Below are 15,474 nucleotides of genomic sequence, written 5' to 3' on the forward strand. Positions count from 1 at the left end.
CACCGATCACCTCCTCAGACCCCCGCCAGACAAACCCAAAAACCACAACCAGTTGGTCTTCAAATGGACCGGAAATTAAACCGGACAGCAGTGGGTCAAGCCCGACCATGACGGAAAACAGATTGCCGCGCCTTTATCAGCAGTCTGACAGCCCGGCTTGACCGGGCTGTTTTCGTTTATGCAGAGCGGACTGGCATCAGCCGGAGATGTGTCCGGCTGCATCGATGATCTTCTTGATCGACATCAGCGCCTTCTGCTGCTCCTGACCGGCAGCGCCGGCGGCGGCGAAGATCGGCTCGGCGATGGCGATGTCCTGACGCGCCTGCTCGATGTCGCGACGCATGAAGCTCATTTCGGCATGGGCCATCACCGCCATGCCGTAATATAGGCTCTTTTCGCCAAACAGCTTTTCGGCGACGTCAAGCGCCTGGGTCAGGTCCTGCTCGGCGGCCCGGAGATCGCCGGCGCCAAGATTGGCAAGCCCCCTGCTCTGCAGCAGCATGGCATAGACCGTGGTGCTCTGGCTGGTGCCGCCCGTCGTCATCGACAGCGCGTCGTTGAAACGCAGGCGCGCCTGAAGCGGCTCACCCCGCGCCAGCAGCGCGCGACCGAAGGACAGGGTGGTGGCGGCGAGCGCATCGGATGGACCATAGAGATTGCGGCGGCGGGAGATCGCCTCTTCCCAGCGCTTGGCGGCTTCCGCCCAGTTCCCGCCGGCATAGGCCAGCAGGGCCTTGTTGGCGTCGAGCGTCATGGCAATAGGCGCATTGGCCCGTCCAAGCGCCTCCAGGGTGGCGGTGGCCTTGTCGAAGGCCTGGCCGGCCTCGGCAAGTTGGCCGGCTTCCATCAACTGGACGCCGAGATTTTGCTGCAGGAAAGCTGCCGTCTGGGTCTGGCCGTGGCCGACCTGGTCGAGCCGGGCGATGGCATCCCGCAGCATGGCAATGCCTTCCGCACGGCGGCCGGTCTTGCCGAGCAGCGTTGCACGGTGACCATCCACCATGGCCAGTTCTTCCAGGTAGCGGCGCGGCGACGACTGCCAATAGGCCTGTGCCGCATCCAGCAGGAGCGTCGCATCTTCATTGTCGCCGGTGCCGACCGCCGCTGCGCCCAAAAGCAGGTTGGCCTGCGCCGCGCCGGCGGCATCGCCAGTCGCCTCCGCTGAGGCCCGGTAACGCTGCAGCATGGTCGAAGCGCCGTCATATTCCTCCAGTTCAAGGAATGTCGATCCGACGGCGAGCAGAAGATCAGGCGACAGGGCGGAATTGGCCGGTTCGCTTTCGACCTGTGCCACTGTGCGATCCAGCACCTCGCGGACGCTGCCGAAGCCGGCGACCTGGCCTGACGCGGCCGAGCGGAAGACCAGCGTCATCAGGTCACGCGCGGTTTCGACGCGGGCCAGTTGCACCTGCTCATCCGAACCGCGGGCGCCGAGATAGAGGCTGCCGGCGCCAAACGTGGCTCCACCGCCGACAATCGCGATGGCAGCGGTGGCAATCAGTGCCAGCCGGTTGCGACGAAGGAAGCGCCCGGCGCGATAAACCATGCCGCCGCGACGGGCGACGACAGGGCGGTGAGCCATGGCGCGGAGGATATCCTCGGACAAGGCCGAGACGCTTTCGTAGCGGTGAGCCGGGTCATAGCGCATAGCCTTGGCCAAGATGGCATCGAGATCGCCGATCAGCCTGGTCGGTTCAATCGGGACAACAGTGGGTTCGACGGCCTTGACCGTGCTTGCAGAGAGAGGCTCGTTGTTCAGCAGGCGCGCTGCGGAGGGCGAGGAGTCCTTGCCGCCGGTCATCCAGGGTGCGACGCCGGTCAGCAACTCGAACAGGACAGCGCCGAGCGCATAGACATCCGTGACGACAGTCGCGCGGGCGCCCTTCAGATATTCCGGTGCGGCATAGGCTTCCGTCGAGACGGAGACGGCCCGCTCCTCGTTCGGTGCATGATTGCCCAGCATCGGCGCCAGGCCAAAATCCACGAGCCTGATCTTGCCGGCCGGCGTCACCATGATGTGCGACGGCTTGATATCCTGATGGACCATGAGATTGCGGTGTCCGAAGCCCACGGCCGCGCAAATATCCAGCATCAGGCGCAGGCGATTGGCGAGGCTGAGCTTCTTGCGCTTGACATAGGCAAGCAGCTCTTCGCCTTCGACAAAGTCAGAGACCAGATAGGGTCGCCCGTCCGGCATCTTGCCACCTTGAAGGAGGCGCGCAATCGCGGGATGTTCAAGACCTATCAGCAATTGGCGATCAGGCCGCGCGGCATCGAAGCGGGCGACATACTGGATCGGCAGCAGCCGCACCATGACGCGGCCATCCTCGGCGCCATCGGCGCGGCGCGCGCTGTAGAGTTCGCCGCGCTCGGTCTTGGTGATCAGCGCCTTGATGCGATAGGCGCCGAGCATGGTGCCTAGCGGAATGGACCCCTTTAGCGGCGGTGCTGCAGGGGAGGAAGGCGCAGCCATGGGTTCGGGAGCCGGCACCGGCGCAGCAGCCTGATCAGGTTCGAGCTTGATCGCGGCGGCGGCTTGCGATGGCTTGGCATCGTCTGCCGCCTTCTCACTACCGGTAGCGCCGGACAGCGCTTCGTTCGCGGCAAACAGCGCCAGCGCTTCGGCCATCACCTCGGGGCTTGGGGCATAGGCCGCCATGCGGCGCTCCCGCTCGGCCGGGGGGGCGTCCACCAGCTCCTCAAACAGGTCCTGCACCATTTGCCAGTCGGCGTTCATTACGTTCATCGGTCCGCCTCCGCGAGCAGTCATTCAACGCGTGACCCGCAGCGATAACGACCAAGGCTTGCGTGAGGCTCGACAGGAAAGCCGCTCGTGGAACCACGGCCAGCACCGCCGGGACGTTTATTGACGTTTACGTTAAGGTTATATATCTCTATTCGCGCTTGAACCGCGGCGGCAAACGCCTAATCTCGTGGTTCAAGGGGAGCATGGAGGCGCTTCCGTCGGCTGAGCGCTTGGCAGCCGGAAGCGAAAAAAAGCAGGAGGAACACATGAGCGACCTTACAAGCCGCGCAAGCGGACGCGCCACCGAGAAGATCTGGCTGGCTTCCTATCCTGCCAGCGTGCCGGCGGACATTCCGCCGCTGGCGCATGCGTCGCTTGGGGCCATGTTCGAACATAGCTGCAACAAGTTTGCCGACAGGCTCGCCTTTTCCAGCATGGGCCGGGGCATGACCTTCCGCGAACTGGAGGCACAGTCGCGCAAGATCGGCGCCTGGCTGCAGGCCAAGGGGCTGGTCAAGGGCGACCGCGTTGCCGTCATGACGCCGAACATCCTGCAGAACCCCGTCATCGTCTATGGCATCCTGCGTGCCGGCCTGATCGTCGTGAACGTCAACCCGCTCTACACGCCGCGCGAGCTGGAGCATCAGTTAAAGGATTCAGGCTCCAAGGCGATATTCGTGCTGGAGAATTTCGCCCACACGGTCGAGCAGGTGCTGTCGCGCACTCCGGTGAAGCATGTCGTCGTGGCCACCATGGGTGACATGCTGGGGCTGAAGGGCCATATCGTCAATTTCGTCGTGCGCAAGGTGAAGAAGCTGGTGCCGGCCTGGTCGATCAGCAGCCATCATGCCTTCAACAAGGTGCTGGCAGAGGGCGCGCGGCACACGCTGAAGCCGGTGGCGACGGGGCCTTCAGACGTCGCCTTCCTGCAATATACCGGCGGCACGACAGGGGTTTCCAAGGGCGCGACGCTGACCCATGCCAACCTGCTGTCGAACGCGGCGCAGATCGAGGTCTGGCTCGACGCGATCTTCCAGAACAAGAAGCGGCCGGAGGTTCTGACCTTCATCTGCGCGCTGCCGCTCTATCACATCTTCGCCCTGACAGTGAATTCGCTGATGGGGCTGGCGACAGGCGGCCACAACATCCTGATCGCCAATCCGCGCGATATCCCGGCCTTCGTGAAGGAACTTTCCCAGCACAAGGCGCATGTCTTCCCCGGCCTCAACACGCTGTTCAATGCGCTGATGAATAACCCGGACTTCAAGTCGCTCGACTTCTCCTCAATGCTGCTGGTGCTGGGCGGCGGCATGGCGGTGCAGCGGCCAGTTGCAGAGCGTTGGCGCGAAATGACGGGCTGCGGGATCACCGAGGGCTATGGTCTTTCGGAAACCTCGCCGGTGGCCACCGTGAACCGGCTGGATGCGACCGAATTCTCCGGCATGATCGGCCTGCCGCTGCCCTCCACCGACATCGAGATCCGCGACGAGGACGGGCAGACGTTGCCGATCGGCGAGGTGGGCGAGATCTGCATTCGCGGGCCGCAGGTCATGGCCGGCTATTGGGAGCGGCCGGAAGAAACCGCCAAGGTGATGACGGCGGACGGCTTCTTCCGCTCCGGCGACATGGGCTACATGGACGAGCGCGGCTATGTGAAGATCGTCGACCGCAAGAAGGACATGATCCTGGTTTCCGGCTTCAACGTCTATCCGAACGAGGTGGAGGAAGTTGCGGCCATGCATCCGGGCGTGCTGGAATGCGCGGCGATTGGCGTTCCCGATGCTCATTCCGGCGAAGCCGTGAAGCTGTTCGTGGTGAAGAAGGACCCGAACCTGACGGAAGCGGACGTGAAGGCCCACTGCGCCGAAAACCTGACCAACTACAAGCGACCGCGTTTCATCGAGTTCCGTGACAGTCTGCCGAAGTCCAATGTCGGCAAGATCCTGCGCAAAGATCTGCGCGGCTGACAGACGCTTTCCTACGATCCGTCGCCCCTGACCGGGCGGCGGAAATTTTGCTTTGCGCAACTTGATTTACGTCAGTCAAAACGACTACCTTGCGGGCCGAATTGGGACCGGAGGTCAGACGGATGCAGGCGATCATTGACGAACTGAAGCAAGTGGCGGCACGCACGCACGCAACGGATTTGCGCGCGGCTTTTGCGGCTGATCCACAGCGCTTCGACCGTTTCAGCGCCCGGCTTGATGACCTGCTGCTCGACTATTCCAAATGCGCCATCAACGCCGACATCCTCGGCCTGCTGAAAAAGCTGGCCGAGGTCGGCGGTGTTGCTGCCAAGCGCGAAGCGATGTTCTCCGGCGTCGCGATCAACTTCACCGAGGATCGGGCGGTGCTGCACACGGCGCTGCGCAACCGCTCCAACACGCCTGTCCTCGTCGATGGCAAGGACGTGATGCCCGAGGTCAACGCGGTTCTCGATGCCATGGGCGCATTTGCTGAGGGTATCCGCAGCGGCGCGCTGAAGGGCGCGACCGGCAAGGCGATCACGGATGTCGTCAATATCGGCATTGGTGGTTCCGATCTCGGCCCCGTCATGGCGACGCTGGCGCTCGCCCCCTATCACGACGGGCCGCGGCTGCATTTCGTTTCCAACATCGATGGCGCCCATATTGCTGATACGCTGAAGCTGCTCCCGGCGGAAACGACGCTGTTCATCGTCGCATCCAAGACCTTCACGACCATCGAGACCATGACCAATGCGCAGACGTCGCGGAAATTCGTGGCCGATGCGCTGGGCGAGGCTGCCGTTGGACATCACTTCGCGGCTGTCTCGACGGCGCTCGACAAGGTCGCCGCCTTCGGCATTGCGGCAGACCGGGTGTTCGGCTTCTGGGACTGGGTCGGCGGTCGTTACTCGATCTGGTCGGCGATTGGCCTGCCTGTGATGATCGCCATCGGCCCCAAGCATTTCGGCGAATTCCTCGATGGCGGCCATGCGATGGACCGGCATTTCCGCGAAGCGCCCTTCGCCCAAAACCTGCCCATGCTGCTCGGCCTGATCGGCTATTATCATCGGGTGGTCCTCGGCTATCCGAGCCGGGCGATCCTACCCTATGACCAGCGCCTGTTGCGCTTTGCCGCCTATCTGCAGCAGCTCGACATGGAATCGAACGGCAAGAGCGTGACGATCGACAGCAAGCCGGTCGCGACCGCCTCTGGCCCCGTGGTCTGGGGCGAGCCCGGCACCAATGGCCAGCACGCCTTCTACCAGTTGATCCACCAGGGCACCGATATCATTCCCGCCGAATTCATGATCGCCGCCAACGGCTTCGAGCCTGACCTGCGCCACCAGCACGAGCTGTTGATCGCCAATTGCCTGGCGCAATCGGAAGCGCTGATGAAAGGCCGCACCTTCGAGGAAGCCAAGGCGCAGCTCACGTCCAAGGGCATGGACGATGCCAAGGCCGATTTCCTGGCGCCGCACCGCGTGTTTTCCGGCAACCGCCCGTCTCTGACCCTGGTTCACGACAAGCTCACCCCGTTCGCGCTCGGACGGCTGATTGCGCTCTATGAACACCGGGTATTCGTGGAAGGCGTACTGTTCGGCATCAACTCCTTCGACCAGTGGGGCGTGGAGCTGGGCAAGGAACTGGCGACCGGGCTACTGCCTGTGGTGCAGGGCAAGGAGAGTGCCGAAGGGCATGACAGCTCGACCCAGGGGCTGGTGACGGCGCTGGCGGCGGCGCGGGGGTGATCGCCATACCTATCGCATCGGCAAAGGCTGTGGCGGACTACACGTTTCCTGATGACACGGCGGCTGCTTGATAGGGCGGCCCTCGTGATATACATTTCTCAGATCGTATATCACCGGAGAGTAGCATGCAGGTCGCCAAATGGGGCAATAGCCTTGCGGTGCGTCTTCCCGCAAGCGTGGTCGAAGCGCTGAACCTTAGAGAAGGCGATGATATAGAAATTCGCGCCGCCGACTGGCGCGAATTGGATGTCGCGCGAAAGCCCACTCGCGAAGATCTGTTGAAGCGCCTGCGAGAATTTCGCGGCCGGCTACCGCCCGACTTCAAGTTCGACCGAGACGAGGCGAATGGCCGGTAACTTCCTCGATACGAACGTGCTTCTCTACCTTGCGGCCAGCGATACGCTGAAGGCTGATCGGGCAGAAGCAGTCGTCAACGAGGGCGGGACGATCAGCGTCCAGGTGCTCAACGAAATAGCCAATGTCATGCGTCGAAAGATGCAGATGTAGTGGACTGACACGAACTTGTTTCTGGACATGATCCGCGCGTTGCTGGATGTCGTGCCGGTCACCGTTGCAACGCATGAAACCGGACTTGCTGTCGCAGAGCGCTATGGGCTTTCCACGTATGATGCCATGATTGTGGCATCCGCGATTATTGCCGGCTGCGAAACATTGCTGTCCGAAGACATGCAGGACGGTCTCGTGATTGATGGCCGCCTACGTATAATCAATCCGTTTGCCCAAAGGTGACACGCGACCGAGCATGGAGGATAGAATAAAACCCGAACTCCGCAGCCGGCGCCTACATCAAAGCCCGATCTCATGCGCCCAGGGCGGATTTGCCCCGGCGCGCGAAACGGTAACGGCGGCGGTGCGGGCGCCGAGTTCGAGGGCAGCGGCGATCTGGGGCTCGCTCAGATTGGCCACTTGCGCCTTGGTCAAGAGGTTCTGCATTTTCAGCGAGGCGAGCACGCCGGCGTCGAAGGTATCGCCGGCACCGACCGTATCGACCACCGTCACACGCTGGCTCGGAACCGACACCTTGTGGCTCGCGGTATAGCCGGTCGCGCCCTCGGCACCGCGGGTGATGACGACCAGCTTGGCGCCGCGCTGCAGCCAATAGGCGGCGCGCTCGTCCTGGCTGCCCGATAGCTCGAACCAATCCAGATCCTCGTCGGAGAATTTCAGGATGTCGGACATCTCAGCCATGCGGCTGATGCGCGCGACATGGGCGGGTTTGTCCTTGATAAAGCCGGGGCGGATGTTGGGATCGAGCGAGATGACGCGCTTGGCGTGCTCGCGCTTCATCAGGGCCTCATAGGTGGCGCCGCAGGGCTCCGGGATCAGGCTGATGGCGCCGAAATGCAGGGCTTCGCAATCATCGCCGAGGGTGGGCAGGTCGCTTTCCGTGATCATCCGACCGGCGGTGTTTTCGTCATAGAAGGCATAGGACGCGTGGCCATTGACCAGCTTGACGAAGGCGATCGTCGTGGGGCGATCGAGAATGGCGCAGTAGCTGTTGTCGACCTTGCTGGACTTCAGCGTCTCGCGCAGGATCTCGCCCATCATGTCGCTGGAGAGGCCGGTGAAGAAGCCGGTGGGCATGCCGAGGCGGCCAAGGGCGATCGCCGTATTGAAGATCGCGCCGCCGGCATAGGGGGCAAAGCCCTTTTCGCCGAGCGTGGTTTCGCGCGGCAGCATATCGATGAGGGCTTCACCACAGCACAGGATCATTTCAGGCCTCCCCGGCATTCACGATTTTGGCATCCAGATTGTCTGCTTCAACCGATTAAATCAATCGGCGTGAAATATCCAGCCTCCTGCCCGGATATCAGACCGCGAGGTCGGATATGCCGCCATTGCGGCCAGACCAGGCGAGCGGAGCATCAAGGAAGGCTTCCACTTCCGACAGGGTCTTCTCGTCGAACAGCGCCTGCTGGCGGGCAACGGCGAGGACCTCGCGCCAGGTGGCGATGTGGTGCAGCCGGACCTTGCCATTGTCGAAGCGCTTCTGCGCCTCCGGGAAGATGCTGTAGTAGAACAGCGCGATGCCGTGATCCACGGTGCCGCCAGCCGCCCGGATAGCGTCAATGAATTTGAACATGCTGCCGCCGGCCGTCGTCAGGTCCTCGATCACGAGCACGCGCGCGCCTTCGGGCATATGGCCTTCGATCTGGGCGTTTCGGCCATGTCCCTTCGGCGCCTTGCGCACATAGATCATCGGTAGTCCTAAACGCTCAGCCAGGAAGGCGGCAAAGGGAATGCCCGCCGTCTCGCCACCGGCCACCACGTCGAACTGCTCGAAGCCGGCATTGCGCATGACCGTGGCCGCCGCGAAATCCATGATCGCGGAGCGGACGCGCGGATAGGAAATCAGCTTGCGGCAATCGATATAGACCGGGCTCATCATGCCGGACGACAGCTTGTACGGCTTCTCGGTCGAGAAGTGCACCGCCTTGATCTCCCAAAGCATCTTCGCCATCAGCTCGGCCATGACGGCGGGTTCGGGGAAAGTCGTCTGGATCATTTCGGCTCCTGTCGCGTTACGGCATCCGAACGTGGGCAATAGCAGCAAGCGACCCGGCTTACCAGCGCGGGCGGCAGATTTAGCAGAGGCAAATCCGGGGGCTCTCAAACACCCTCACCAGGTGAACAAGATTTAATCCGGCATCGCCCTAAACCGGGGGCTGGATCAACCACATCTCTGTCATGGGAGCGGTCCAACATGCCGGCCGCCCACCCAAGACAAACATCAACAGGAGATCAACATGTCGGAACTCATCGTCATCGGATATCCCAGCAGCCAGAAGGCCGAAGAGGCCCGTGCCACCCTCTTTCAGCTCGCCAAGGAATATCTGGTCGAGGTCAAGGATGCCGTCGTTGCGGAAGCGGATGAGCGCGGCCAGATCAAGCTCAACCAGATGGTTTCGATGTGGAGCATCGGCGCCAGCGGCGGCGCGTTCTGGGGGCTTTTGGCCGGTATCCTGTTCTTCAATCCGCTGGTCGGCGTTGCCGCCGGTGCCGGCGCGGGTGCTCTTGCCGGGGCGCTGACCGACTACGGCATTAACGACAATTTCATGAAGGATGTCGCCGGCGTGCTGCAGCCCGGCCAAGCCGCGCTGTTCATCCTGGCCGACCGGGCCGCTTCCGACAAGGTCGTGGATCGCTTAAGCGGCCATGGCGGCAGCATCATTCGCACCAACCTCGACACATCGAAGGAGCAGGAGCTGCGCGCCGCCTTCGACAAGGCCCGCGTGGGCGTTGCGCCCTCCCAAACCGATTCCAGCATCGCAATCTGACAAAGGAGAGTTTTATGGCAGGTTTTATCTCAATTCAGCCGCTGGTGGCGCTGATTGCCGGCGTTCTGATCCTGGTGATGCCGCGTCTGTTGAACTATGTGATCGCCATCTACCTAATCATCATCGGCATCACCGGCCTGTTCCCGAACCTGCTCAACGGCGTCAGCCCCTGACGCGTGAGGGATGACAGGGGGCTAAACTTCCCCCTATTCCACATCCCAGAACAGCTCGAACATGGGATCGAAGACCGTGACCGGGCCGGCGCCGGTCTCGATCTTCGACGGGAAAGACACCGGCGCATCGCGCCTTACCAAACTGATCTGCTCGTCATTGGGTGAGAGACCGTACCAGGCAGGGCCGTTCAGCGAGGTGAAGGCCTCGAGCTTGTCGAGCGCATTCTCCTGCTCGAACACATGCGCCAGGCAGCTCATGGTGTTGATCGAGGTGTAGATGCCCGCGCAGCCGCAGGCACATTCCTTCAGGGGATCGACGTGGGGTGCTGAGTCCGTGCCGAGGAAGAACCTGGTATCGCCCGAGGTCGCCGCCTTGCGCAGAGCCTGGCGGTGCTTTTCCCGCTTGGCCACCGGCAGGCAGTAATAATGCGGGCGGATACCGCCGACCAGGATGGCATTGCGGTTGATGATCAGGTGGTGGGTGGTGATGGTGCCGGCGATATTGTCCTGACCCTTGATGTAGTCGACGCCATCCTCGGTCGTCACATGCTCCATGGTCACCTTCAACTCCGGAATGCGCTTGCGCAAGGGATCGAGCACGGTTTCGATGAACACGGCCTCGCGGTCGAAGATATCCACCTCCGGCGTGGTAACCTCGCCGTGGACGCAGAGCGGCAGGCCGATTTTCGCCATGCGCTCCAGGACCGGCATGGCCTTGTCCATGTCGCGCACGCCGCCATGGGAATTGGTCGTGGCACCGGCGGGATAGAGCTTGACGGCCGTGATCAACCCGCTCTTCTTGCCCTCCTCCACATCGTCAGGGCTCGTGTGTTCCGTCAGATAAAGCGTCATCAGAGGCGTGAAACGATCGCCCGAAGGCAGCGCGGCCATGATTCGCTCGCGATACGATTTCGCGTCCGCCGTGGTGACAACAGGCGGAACCAGGTTCGGCATGATGATGGCGCGGGCAAAGTGCCGGCTCGTGTCTCCGATTACCCCTTCGAGCATGGCGCCGTCGCGCAGATGCAGGTGCCAGTCGTCAGGGCGGCGGATTGTCAGCGATCGCACGGTTTCACCTCCGGTTCATGTCATCGATCCGGCGTCGATAGCATGTTCACGTGAGCGCGCAAATCGCCCGGTCAGGTTCGGTCTGGTTCAGGCCACCTTTCCCTGCATCTCGGCGGCGAGCTTTTCCGCCGCTTCCTGCTCCCGCTCAGCCCGGTCCGTGTCCATGATGTTCTTGATCACGGGCAAAGCGCGCTCGAAGGCGGCGACGCAATCCGGATCGAACTGGGTGCCCGCGCGGGCCAGGATATGTTCCACCGTGCGCTCATAGGACCAGGCCGGCTTGTAGGGCCGTTCGGTCGTCAGCGCGTCGAAATTGTCGGCGATGCAGACGATACGCCCTGATATCGGGATGTCAGCGCCGACCAGTCGGTTGGGATAGCCTTGGCCATCCCAGCGCTCGTGGTGGCTTGCGGCGATCTCGGAGGCCAGTTGCAGGAGCGAGCTGTGGGACTGGGCAAGGATATCGCGGCCGATCTGGGCATGGGCCTGCATCTGCCGATATTCGGATTCCGTCAGGCGACCCTGCTTCAAGAGCACGGTATCGGGCATGGCAACCTTGCCGATGTCATGCATCGGCGCGGCAAGCCGGATATCCTTGCACTGATGATCGGGCATGCCAAGTTCCTTGGCGATCGCCTCGGAATAGGCAGCGACCCGCAGAGTGTGGCGGGAGGTTTCCGGGTCCTTGTAGCCGGCGGCCAGAGTCAGGCGGTGGATGATTTCCTGCTCACGCTCGCGCAATTCTCCGACCGCGCGATCCACCTCGCGGCGCAGCATCTCTGCCTGGTTGGCCAGCTGCCGGCGAGCCCGGGCGAGGCTGACGATGTTGTGGACGCGAGCCTGGAATTCGACCGGATTAATCGGCTTGGTGAGGAAATCGATCGCCCCGGCATTGAGCGCTGCCATGCGGGTCGTCATGTCGCCATCGGCGGTAACGAAAATCACCGGGATATCGGCATATTTTTCGAAACGGACGATCTCGGTGAAGAGTTCGACACCGTTATAGACCGGCATCTGGTAGTCGATGATCGCCACGTCGAAATCCAGTTCCGGCAGCGCCGAAAGGACGGCATCCGGCGTCGAGTAAGCCACCGGCTCGCAATCGCCTATCTTCTTGACCAGCCGGGTGAGCAACTTCAAGTTCGTATTGTTGTCGTCTACCAGAAGGATACGCATTCGGCTGTCCTCTTTCAGGCTACCAGTTTGAACTTCATTGTTTCGATTTCTTCGGTCAGCATCGCCACATCAAGCGGCGTAGTCTGACGCTGGCGCAGCGCGCTGGCGGTGGAAGCGATGTCGGAAAGACCGACATTGACCGCGGCACCCTTGATGGTGTGCAGCACCCGATCCACCTCTTCAGGCTTGCCGCCATCCAGCGCTCGATGCAGTTCTCCCACCAGATTGGCGGCATCCTCGAAGAAGGATTCGACCAGTTCGCGGAAGACATCCTCTCCCAGGGCGTCCACCAGTTCGGCCTGACGCAACATATCGAGCCCGCTGACATCCGGGAGCGTTTCGGGCAGCAGTCGCGAGACCGTGTCGGCGGGCATTGGGATCTCCGTATCGGTTTCCGAGCTTGGAATGCTGGCGAAATTGATGATCACGTTGCGCAGTCTTTCCATGGTGACCGGCTTGGATTCGAAGCCGACCATGCCCGCCTCGATGCAGCGAAGGCGGTCATCGTCAGAGGCATTGGCGGTCATGGCCACGATCGGCATATCCGTCAGGCTGGCGTCGCGTTCCTTGATACGACGGGTCGCCTCGATGCCGTCCATGACGGGCATCTGCATGTCCATCAGAACAAGGTCGAAACGCTCCGTCCCGGTGATTGCCACGGCGCGGGCGCCATCTTCCACGACCACAACATCCTGGCCCAGGCGCTCCAGAAACTTGGTGGCGACCTGCTGGTTGACGGCATTGTCCTCCACCAGAAGGATGCGCAAGCGCGGCAGATGCTTCGACAGGTCGCAGAGCTGCGCCTCGCGCCGCATTTCGCTGCTGTCAGCGGCGACGACGGAGAGTTCGAACCAGAAAATGCTGCCGACGCCAACGGTGCTGCTCATGCCAAGTTCGCCGCCGAGCTTTTCGACGATCTGTTTGCAGATGGTCAGGCCGAGGCCGGTGCCCCCATAGCGGCGGCTGATGCTGGCATCCACCTGGGAGAAGGGCTTGAACAGCTTGGCCGAGCCTGCCTCATCGATGCCGATGCCGGTATCCTCGACCTCGAAGCGGAGCATCAGGATGCTGTCGCGGTAGAATTCGCGAAGGCGCAGCGTCACCGTGCCATTGCTGGTGAATTTCACCGCATTGCTTAAGAGGTTCAGCAGCACCTGGCGCAGGCGGGTGGGATCGGTGCGTACCACGGAGGCATGCAAGGTCTGCGGAATATCCAGCTTGATGACGTTATGATGCTCGTCGGCGCGCCGCCTGATGATATCGACGGTGGTTTCCGCGAGGCTCCGAACATCGACCACACGCTCCTCGAGTTCCAATCGGCCATGCTCGATCTTGGAATAGTCGAGAATTTCGTTGATCACCTCCAGCAGTGCCTCGCCGGAGGAGCGGATCGTCTTGACGTTGGCGCGCGCGTCCTCGGGCAGGTCTGACAGTTCCATCAGCTCGGCCAGGCCGAGAATGGCATTGAGCGGCGTGCGGATTTCGTGGCCCATGGTGGCCATGAACTGTGATTTGGCGCGGTTGCCGGAATCCGCTGCCTGATAGGCCTCGGTCAATTCCTCGGCCATGGATTCGAGCGACAGGCCTGCCTCGCGAACCGATTTCAGCTGACGCCGCAGCGTGACCACCAGGAAAATGACGGAGGCCAGCAGCAGGACCAGCATGACAGCCGAGGTCTTTTCCAGCTCCATCACGATGGCGCGGGAATCCGCTCTCTCGTCGCTCAGGCGGATATTGGTGTAGAGCAGCAGGTCTGAGGTCTTGCGCGAGAGCGCGGCAAGATGCTCATCCAGCGCTTCCAGTTCCTCCAGCGCCGGCAATTGACCCGCCCGATAGCGGTCAAAGATCGGGGTGTAGCTTTTGATATCCCCCCGGATCTCCCCAAGCATGCCGGTGACGCGGGCATCCTCCGAGAAATACTTTCCGAACTGGGTGTTGGCGACGATATCGGCGCGCGAGAACAGGATGTCGTAACGAAGCGCCAGATCCTCGTAAAGCGGTGCTGTCGGTGGAACATGCCGGCGCAATTCTGCAAGGCTGTAGTCTAGCGCTCGTGTCTCGCGATCCAGTTGATAGACCGACCAGAGCGCATTTTCGCGAATGCCGTTCTGCAACTGGCGGAAGCGCCCGGAAATATCGGCGAACAGGACGATCAGGATGAACAGCAATGTACCCGACAACACCTGCAGGACCAGGGTGGTCTTGCCGGCATTGCGGATGATATCGCCGCTCGCTCCGGGTGTCCTTTTCACGGAAGCACCTCGATTTCCTTGACCTGCCAGACGGACCGCGCGAAATAACGCTCATTATAGAGACGCGGCTCCTTGTCGAAGGGATAGACGACCATCAGCGGTCCCTTGTCGCGCACCGACATCGGCTTGCCATCAAGGCTATCGGCCAGGATGGTCTCGAATTCATAGGCATCTTCGATCGGAATTTCGGCGGCATAGTCGTTGAGCGCGCGCACGACGAGGCGCTTGCCCCGGGCGCCAGCGGCTTCCAGTACAGCCTTGAGATAGGGACCGGCAAAGGTGGTGGGCGTGGTGGCCCATGGGGTCTGCATTTCCGCCTGCCTGCCTTCAAGACCGGACAGCATATCGCGGTCGAAGAGCGCGACGCCCTCGCCATTGGCATTGTCGATCTGGCCCTTGATCGTAAGGACCACCTCGCCCTTGGGCTTATCGAGCGCAAAGGCCGTGCTTGACAGCAGCAGCACCGTAACAAGGGCAGTGACAAGAGACTTCATCTGATATCTCCGGCAAACCAGCGGCTATACGGCCGCACGCTTCAGCAATGGCGAATGCTGGAGATGGTTCATGACGAGCTGCCGAAAGGCCAGTGCCTCCACCGGCTTGGTCAGGAAATCATTGATGCCAGCGCGTTCCGCCTCCAGCTTCAGGTCTGGAGCATGGTCCGCGGTCACCATGATGATTGGAACGCCATCGTAACGGGCAATCATCCTGACAGCCTTGGCAAGCTGAATGCCGGACATGCCTGGCAGGAGATGATCCAGGATCAGCATGTCGAAGTCGTCGTTATGGCAACGCTCCAGCGCCTTGATTGGGTCGGCTTCGATCACGATCTCGGCGTCGGATACCTTCTTGGCAAGGTGCTTGAGGATGAGGGCGTTGGTCGCATTGTCCTCAACGATCAGAATGCTCATGCCCCACCCCCGCGGTTTGTCTCGCAGCCCCGCGTCCTCATGAACGCGGATCACCTGCAACCTGGGGAAGATTTAGCAATTGCGGACTGAGATAAGCTGAATCAAATTGCTACAATTCTAGACATGGGCGCTTT

At 61.7% G+C, this 15,474-nt stretch carries 15 protein-coding genes; 7 read left to right on the forward strand and 8 right to left on the reverse strand.

Translation table 11 applies throughout. The features are described from left to right. Window positions 1-196: 196 nt before the first annotated feature. Window positions 197-2,746 carry a serine/threonine-protein kinase gene (locus B9A97_RS18880; RefSeq protein WP_179145337.1) on the reverse strand — a complete coding sequence of 850 codons (2,550 nt, stop codon included), beginning with the start codon at window positions 2,744-2,746 and terminating at the stop codon, window positions 197-199. A gap of 266 nt (window positions 2,747-3,012) precedes the next feature. Between B9A97_RS18880 and B9A97_RS18885 the strand changes: the two genes are divergently transcribed. The 5 genes from B9A97_RS18885 to B9A97_RS30410 all read left to right on the forward strand — a co-directional run bounded on the left by B9A97_RS18885 (window position 3,013) and on the right by B9A97_RS30410 (window position 7,211). Beyond that, window positions 3,013-4,713, forward strand: a complete 1,701-nt coding sequence (locus B9A97_RS18885) for a long-chain fatty acid--CoA ligase (RefSeq protein ID WP_084367355.1) — start codon at window positions 3,013-3,015, stop codon at window positions 4,711-4,713. A gap of 122 nt (window positions 4,714-4,835) precedes the next feature. Further along, window positions 4,836-6,461: a glucose-6-phosphate isomerase gene (gene pgi, locus B9A97_RS18890; protein ID WP_084367072.1), complete on the forward strand. Its 1,626-nt coding sequence runs from the start codon at window positions 4,836-4,838 to the stop codon at window positions 6,459-6,461. 125 nt (window positions 6,462-6,586) lie between these two features. Continuing rightward, window positions 6,587-6,817 (forward strand): AbrB/MazE/SpoVT family DNA-binding domain-containing protein, encoded by a 231-nt coding sequence (locus B9A97_RS18895; protein WP_084367074.1) that lies wholly within the window; start codon window positions 6,587-6,589, stop codon window positions 6,815-6,817. Continuing rightward, on the forward strand, window positions 6,807-6,968 hold the full coding sequence (locus tag B9A97_RS30405; protein WP_348532405.1) for a PIN domain-containing protein: 162 nt from the start codon (window positions 6,807-6,809) through the stop codon (window positions 6,966-6,968). Before B9A97_RS18895 ends, B9A97_RS30405 begins: the two co-directional genes overlap by 11 nt. Window positions 6,969-6,983: 15 nt before the next feature. After that, complete coding sequence (locus B9A97_RS30410) at window positions 6,984-7,211, forward strand: PIN domain-containing protein (protein ID WP_348532406.1); 228 nt, start codon at window positions 6,984-6,986, stop codon at window positions 7,209-7,211. 57 nt (window positions 7,212-7,268) lie between these two features. Here B9A97_RS30410 and B9A97_RS18905 read toward each other — a convergent pair whose 3' ends face one another. Together B9A97_RS18905 and B9A97_RS18910 are read right to left on the reverse strand one after the other, a co-directional pair. Further along, the gene (locus B9A97_RS18905) at window positions 7,269-8,195 is read right to left on the reverse strand and encodes a carbohydrate kinase family protein (RefSeq protein ID WP_084367076.1); all 927 of its coding nucleotides are present in this window, start codon (window positions 8,193-8,195) and stop codon (window positions 7,269-7,271) included. Between the two features lie 97 nt (window positions 8,196-8,292). Next, window positions 8,293-8,988: an orotate phosphoribosyltransferase gene (locus B9A97_RS18910; RefSeq protein WP_084367078.1), complete on the reverse strand. Its 696-nt coding sequence runs from the start codon at window positions 8,986-8,988 to the stop codon at window positions 8,293-8,295. Between the two features lie 241 nt (window positions 8,989-9,229). Here B9A97_RS18910 and B9A97_RS18915 point away from each other — a divergent pair, with 241 nt between their 5' ends. Both B9A97_RS18915 and B9A97_RS18920 read left to right on the forward strand, forming a co-directional pair. Beyond that, on the forward strand, window positions 9,230-9,760 hold the full coding sequence (locus B9A97_RS18915) for a DUF1269 domain-containing protein (RefSeq protein WP_084367080.1): 531 nt from the start codon (window positions 9,230-9,232) through the stop codon (window positions 9,758-9,760). A 14-nt stretch (window positions 9,761-9,774) separates the two neighbouring features. Next, the gene (locus B9A97_RS18920) at window positions 9,775-9,933 is read left to right on the forward strand and encodes a DUF3096 domain-containing protein (RefSeq protein WP_084367082.1); all 159 of its coding nucleotides are present in this window, start codon (window positions 9,775-9,777) and stop codon (window positions 9,931-9,933) included. Window positions 9,934-9,966: 33 nt separating this feature from the next. Here B9A97_RS18920 and pyrC read toward each other — a convergent pair whose 3' ends face one another. The 5 genes from pyrC to B9A97_RS18945 form a co-directional block, all read right to left on the reverse strand. Then, the gene (gene pyrC, locus B9A97_RS18925) at window positions 9,967-11,001 is read right to left on the reverse strand and encodes a dihydroorotase (RefSeq protein ID WP_084367084.1); all 1,035 of its coding nucleotides are present in this window, start codon (window positions 10,999-11,001) and stop codon (window positions 9,967-9,969) included. Window positions 11,002-11,088: 87 nt separating this feature from the next. Then, window positions 11,089-12,177, reverse strand: coding sequence for an HD domain-containing phosphohydrolase (locus B9A97_RS18930; protein WP_084367086.1), 1,089 nt, complete (start codon window positions 12,175-12,177; stop codon window positions 11,089-11,091). A 14-nt stretch (window positions 12,178-12,191) separates the two neighbouring features. Then, window positions 12,192-14,429, reverse strand: a complete 2,238-nt coding sequence (locus B9A97_RS18935; RefSeq protein ID WP_244564289.1) for an ATP-binding protein — start codon at window positions 14,427-14,429, stop codon at window positions 12,192-12,194. Continuing rightward, window positions 14,426-14,923: a putative pterin-binding protein gene (locus B9A97_RS18940; protein ID WP_084367088.1), complete on the reverse strand. Its 498-nt coding sequence runs from the start codon at window positions 14,921-14,923 to the stop codon at window positions 14,426-14,428. The genes B9A97_RS18935 and B9A97_RS18940 overlap by 4 nt, the downstream gene beginning before the upstream one ends. Window positions 14,924-14,947: 24 nt before the next feature. Next, window positions 14,948-15,340, reverse strand: a complete 393-nt coding sequence (locus B9A97_RS18945) for a response regulator (RefSeq protein WP_084367090.1) — start codon at window positions 15,338-15,340, stop codon at window positions 14,948-14,950. Window positions 15,341-15,474: the final 134 nt, after the last annotated feature.

Origin of the sequence: Rhizobium sp. RU36D (assembly GCF_900176345.1) — a bacterium.
In the GTDB taxonomy this organism is placed as follows: domain Bacteria; phylum Pseudomonadota; class Alphaproteobacteria; order Rhizobiales; family Rhizobiaceae; genus Allorhizobium.

Excerpts from the sequence above, each read along its gene's own strand:
- B9A97_RS18920 (WP_084367082.1), top strand. The coding sequence starts at position 9,775 with ATGGCAGGTTTTATCTCAATTCAGCCGCTGGTGGCGCTGATTGCCGGC.
- B9A97_RS18880 (WP_179145337.1), bottom strand. The coding sequence starts at position 2,746 with ATGAACGTAATGAACGCCGACTGGCAAATGGTGCAGGACCTGTTTGAG.
- B9A97_RS30405 (WP_348532405.1), top strand. The coding sequence starts at position 6,807 with ATGGCCGGTAACTTCCTCGATACGAACGTGCTTCTCTACCTTGCGGCC.
- pgi (WP_084367072.1), top strand. The coding sequence starts at position 4,836 with ATGCAGGCGATCATTGACGAACTGAAGCAAGTGGCGGCACGCACGCAC.
- B9A97_RS18910 (WP_084367078.1), bottom strand. The coding sequence starts at position 8,988 with ATGATCCAGACGACTTTCCCCGAACCCGCCGTCATGGCCGAGCTGATG.
- B9A97_RS18940 (WP_084367088.1), bottom strand. The coding sequence starts at position 14,923 with ATGAAGTCTCTTGTCACTGCCCTTGTTACGGTGCTGCTGCTGTCAAGC.
- B9A97_RS18945 (WP_084367090.1), bottom strand. The coding sequence starts at position 15,340 with ATGAGCATTCTGATCGTTGAGGACAATGCGACCAACGCCCTCATCCTC.
- B9A97_RS18905 (WP_084367076.1), bottom strand. The coding sequence starts at position 8,195 with ATGATCCTGTGCTGTGGTGAAGCCCTCATCGATATGCTGCCGCGCGAA.
- B9A97_RS18915 (WP_084367080.1), top strand. The coding sequence starts at position 9,230 with ATGTCGGAACTCATCGTCATCGGATATCCCAGCAGCCAGAAGGCCGAA.
- B9A97_RS18930 (WP_084367086.1), bottom strand. The coding sequence starts at position 12,177 with ATGCGTATCCTTCTGGTAGACGACAACAATACGAACTTGAAGTTGCTC.
- B9A97_RS18895 (WP_084367074.1), top strand. The coding sequence starts at position 6,587 with ATGCAGGTCGCCAAATGGGGCAATAGCCTTGCGGTGCGTCTTCCCGCA.
- B9A97_RS18885 (WP_084367355.1), top strand. The coding sequence starts at position 3,013 with ATGAGCGACCTTACAAGCCGCGCAAGCGGACGCGCCACCGAGAAGATC.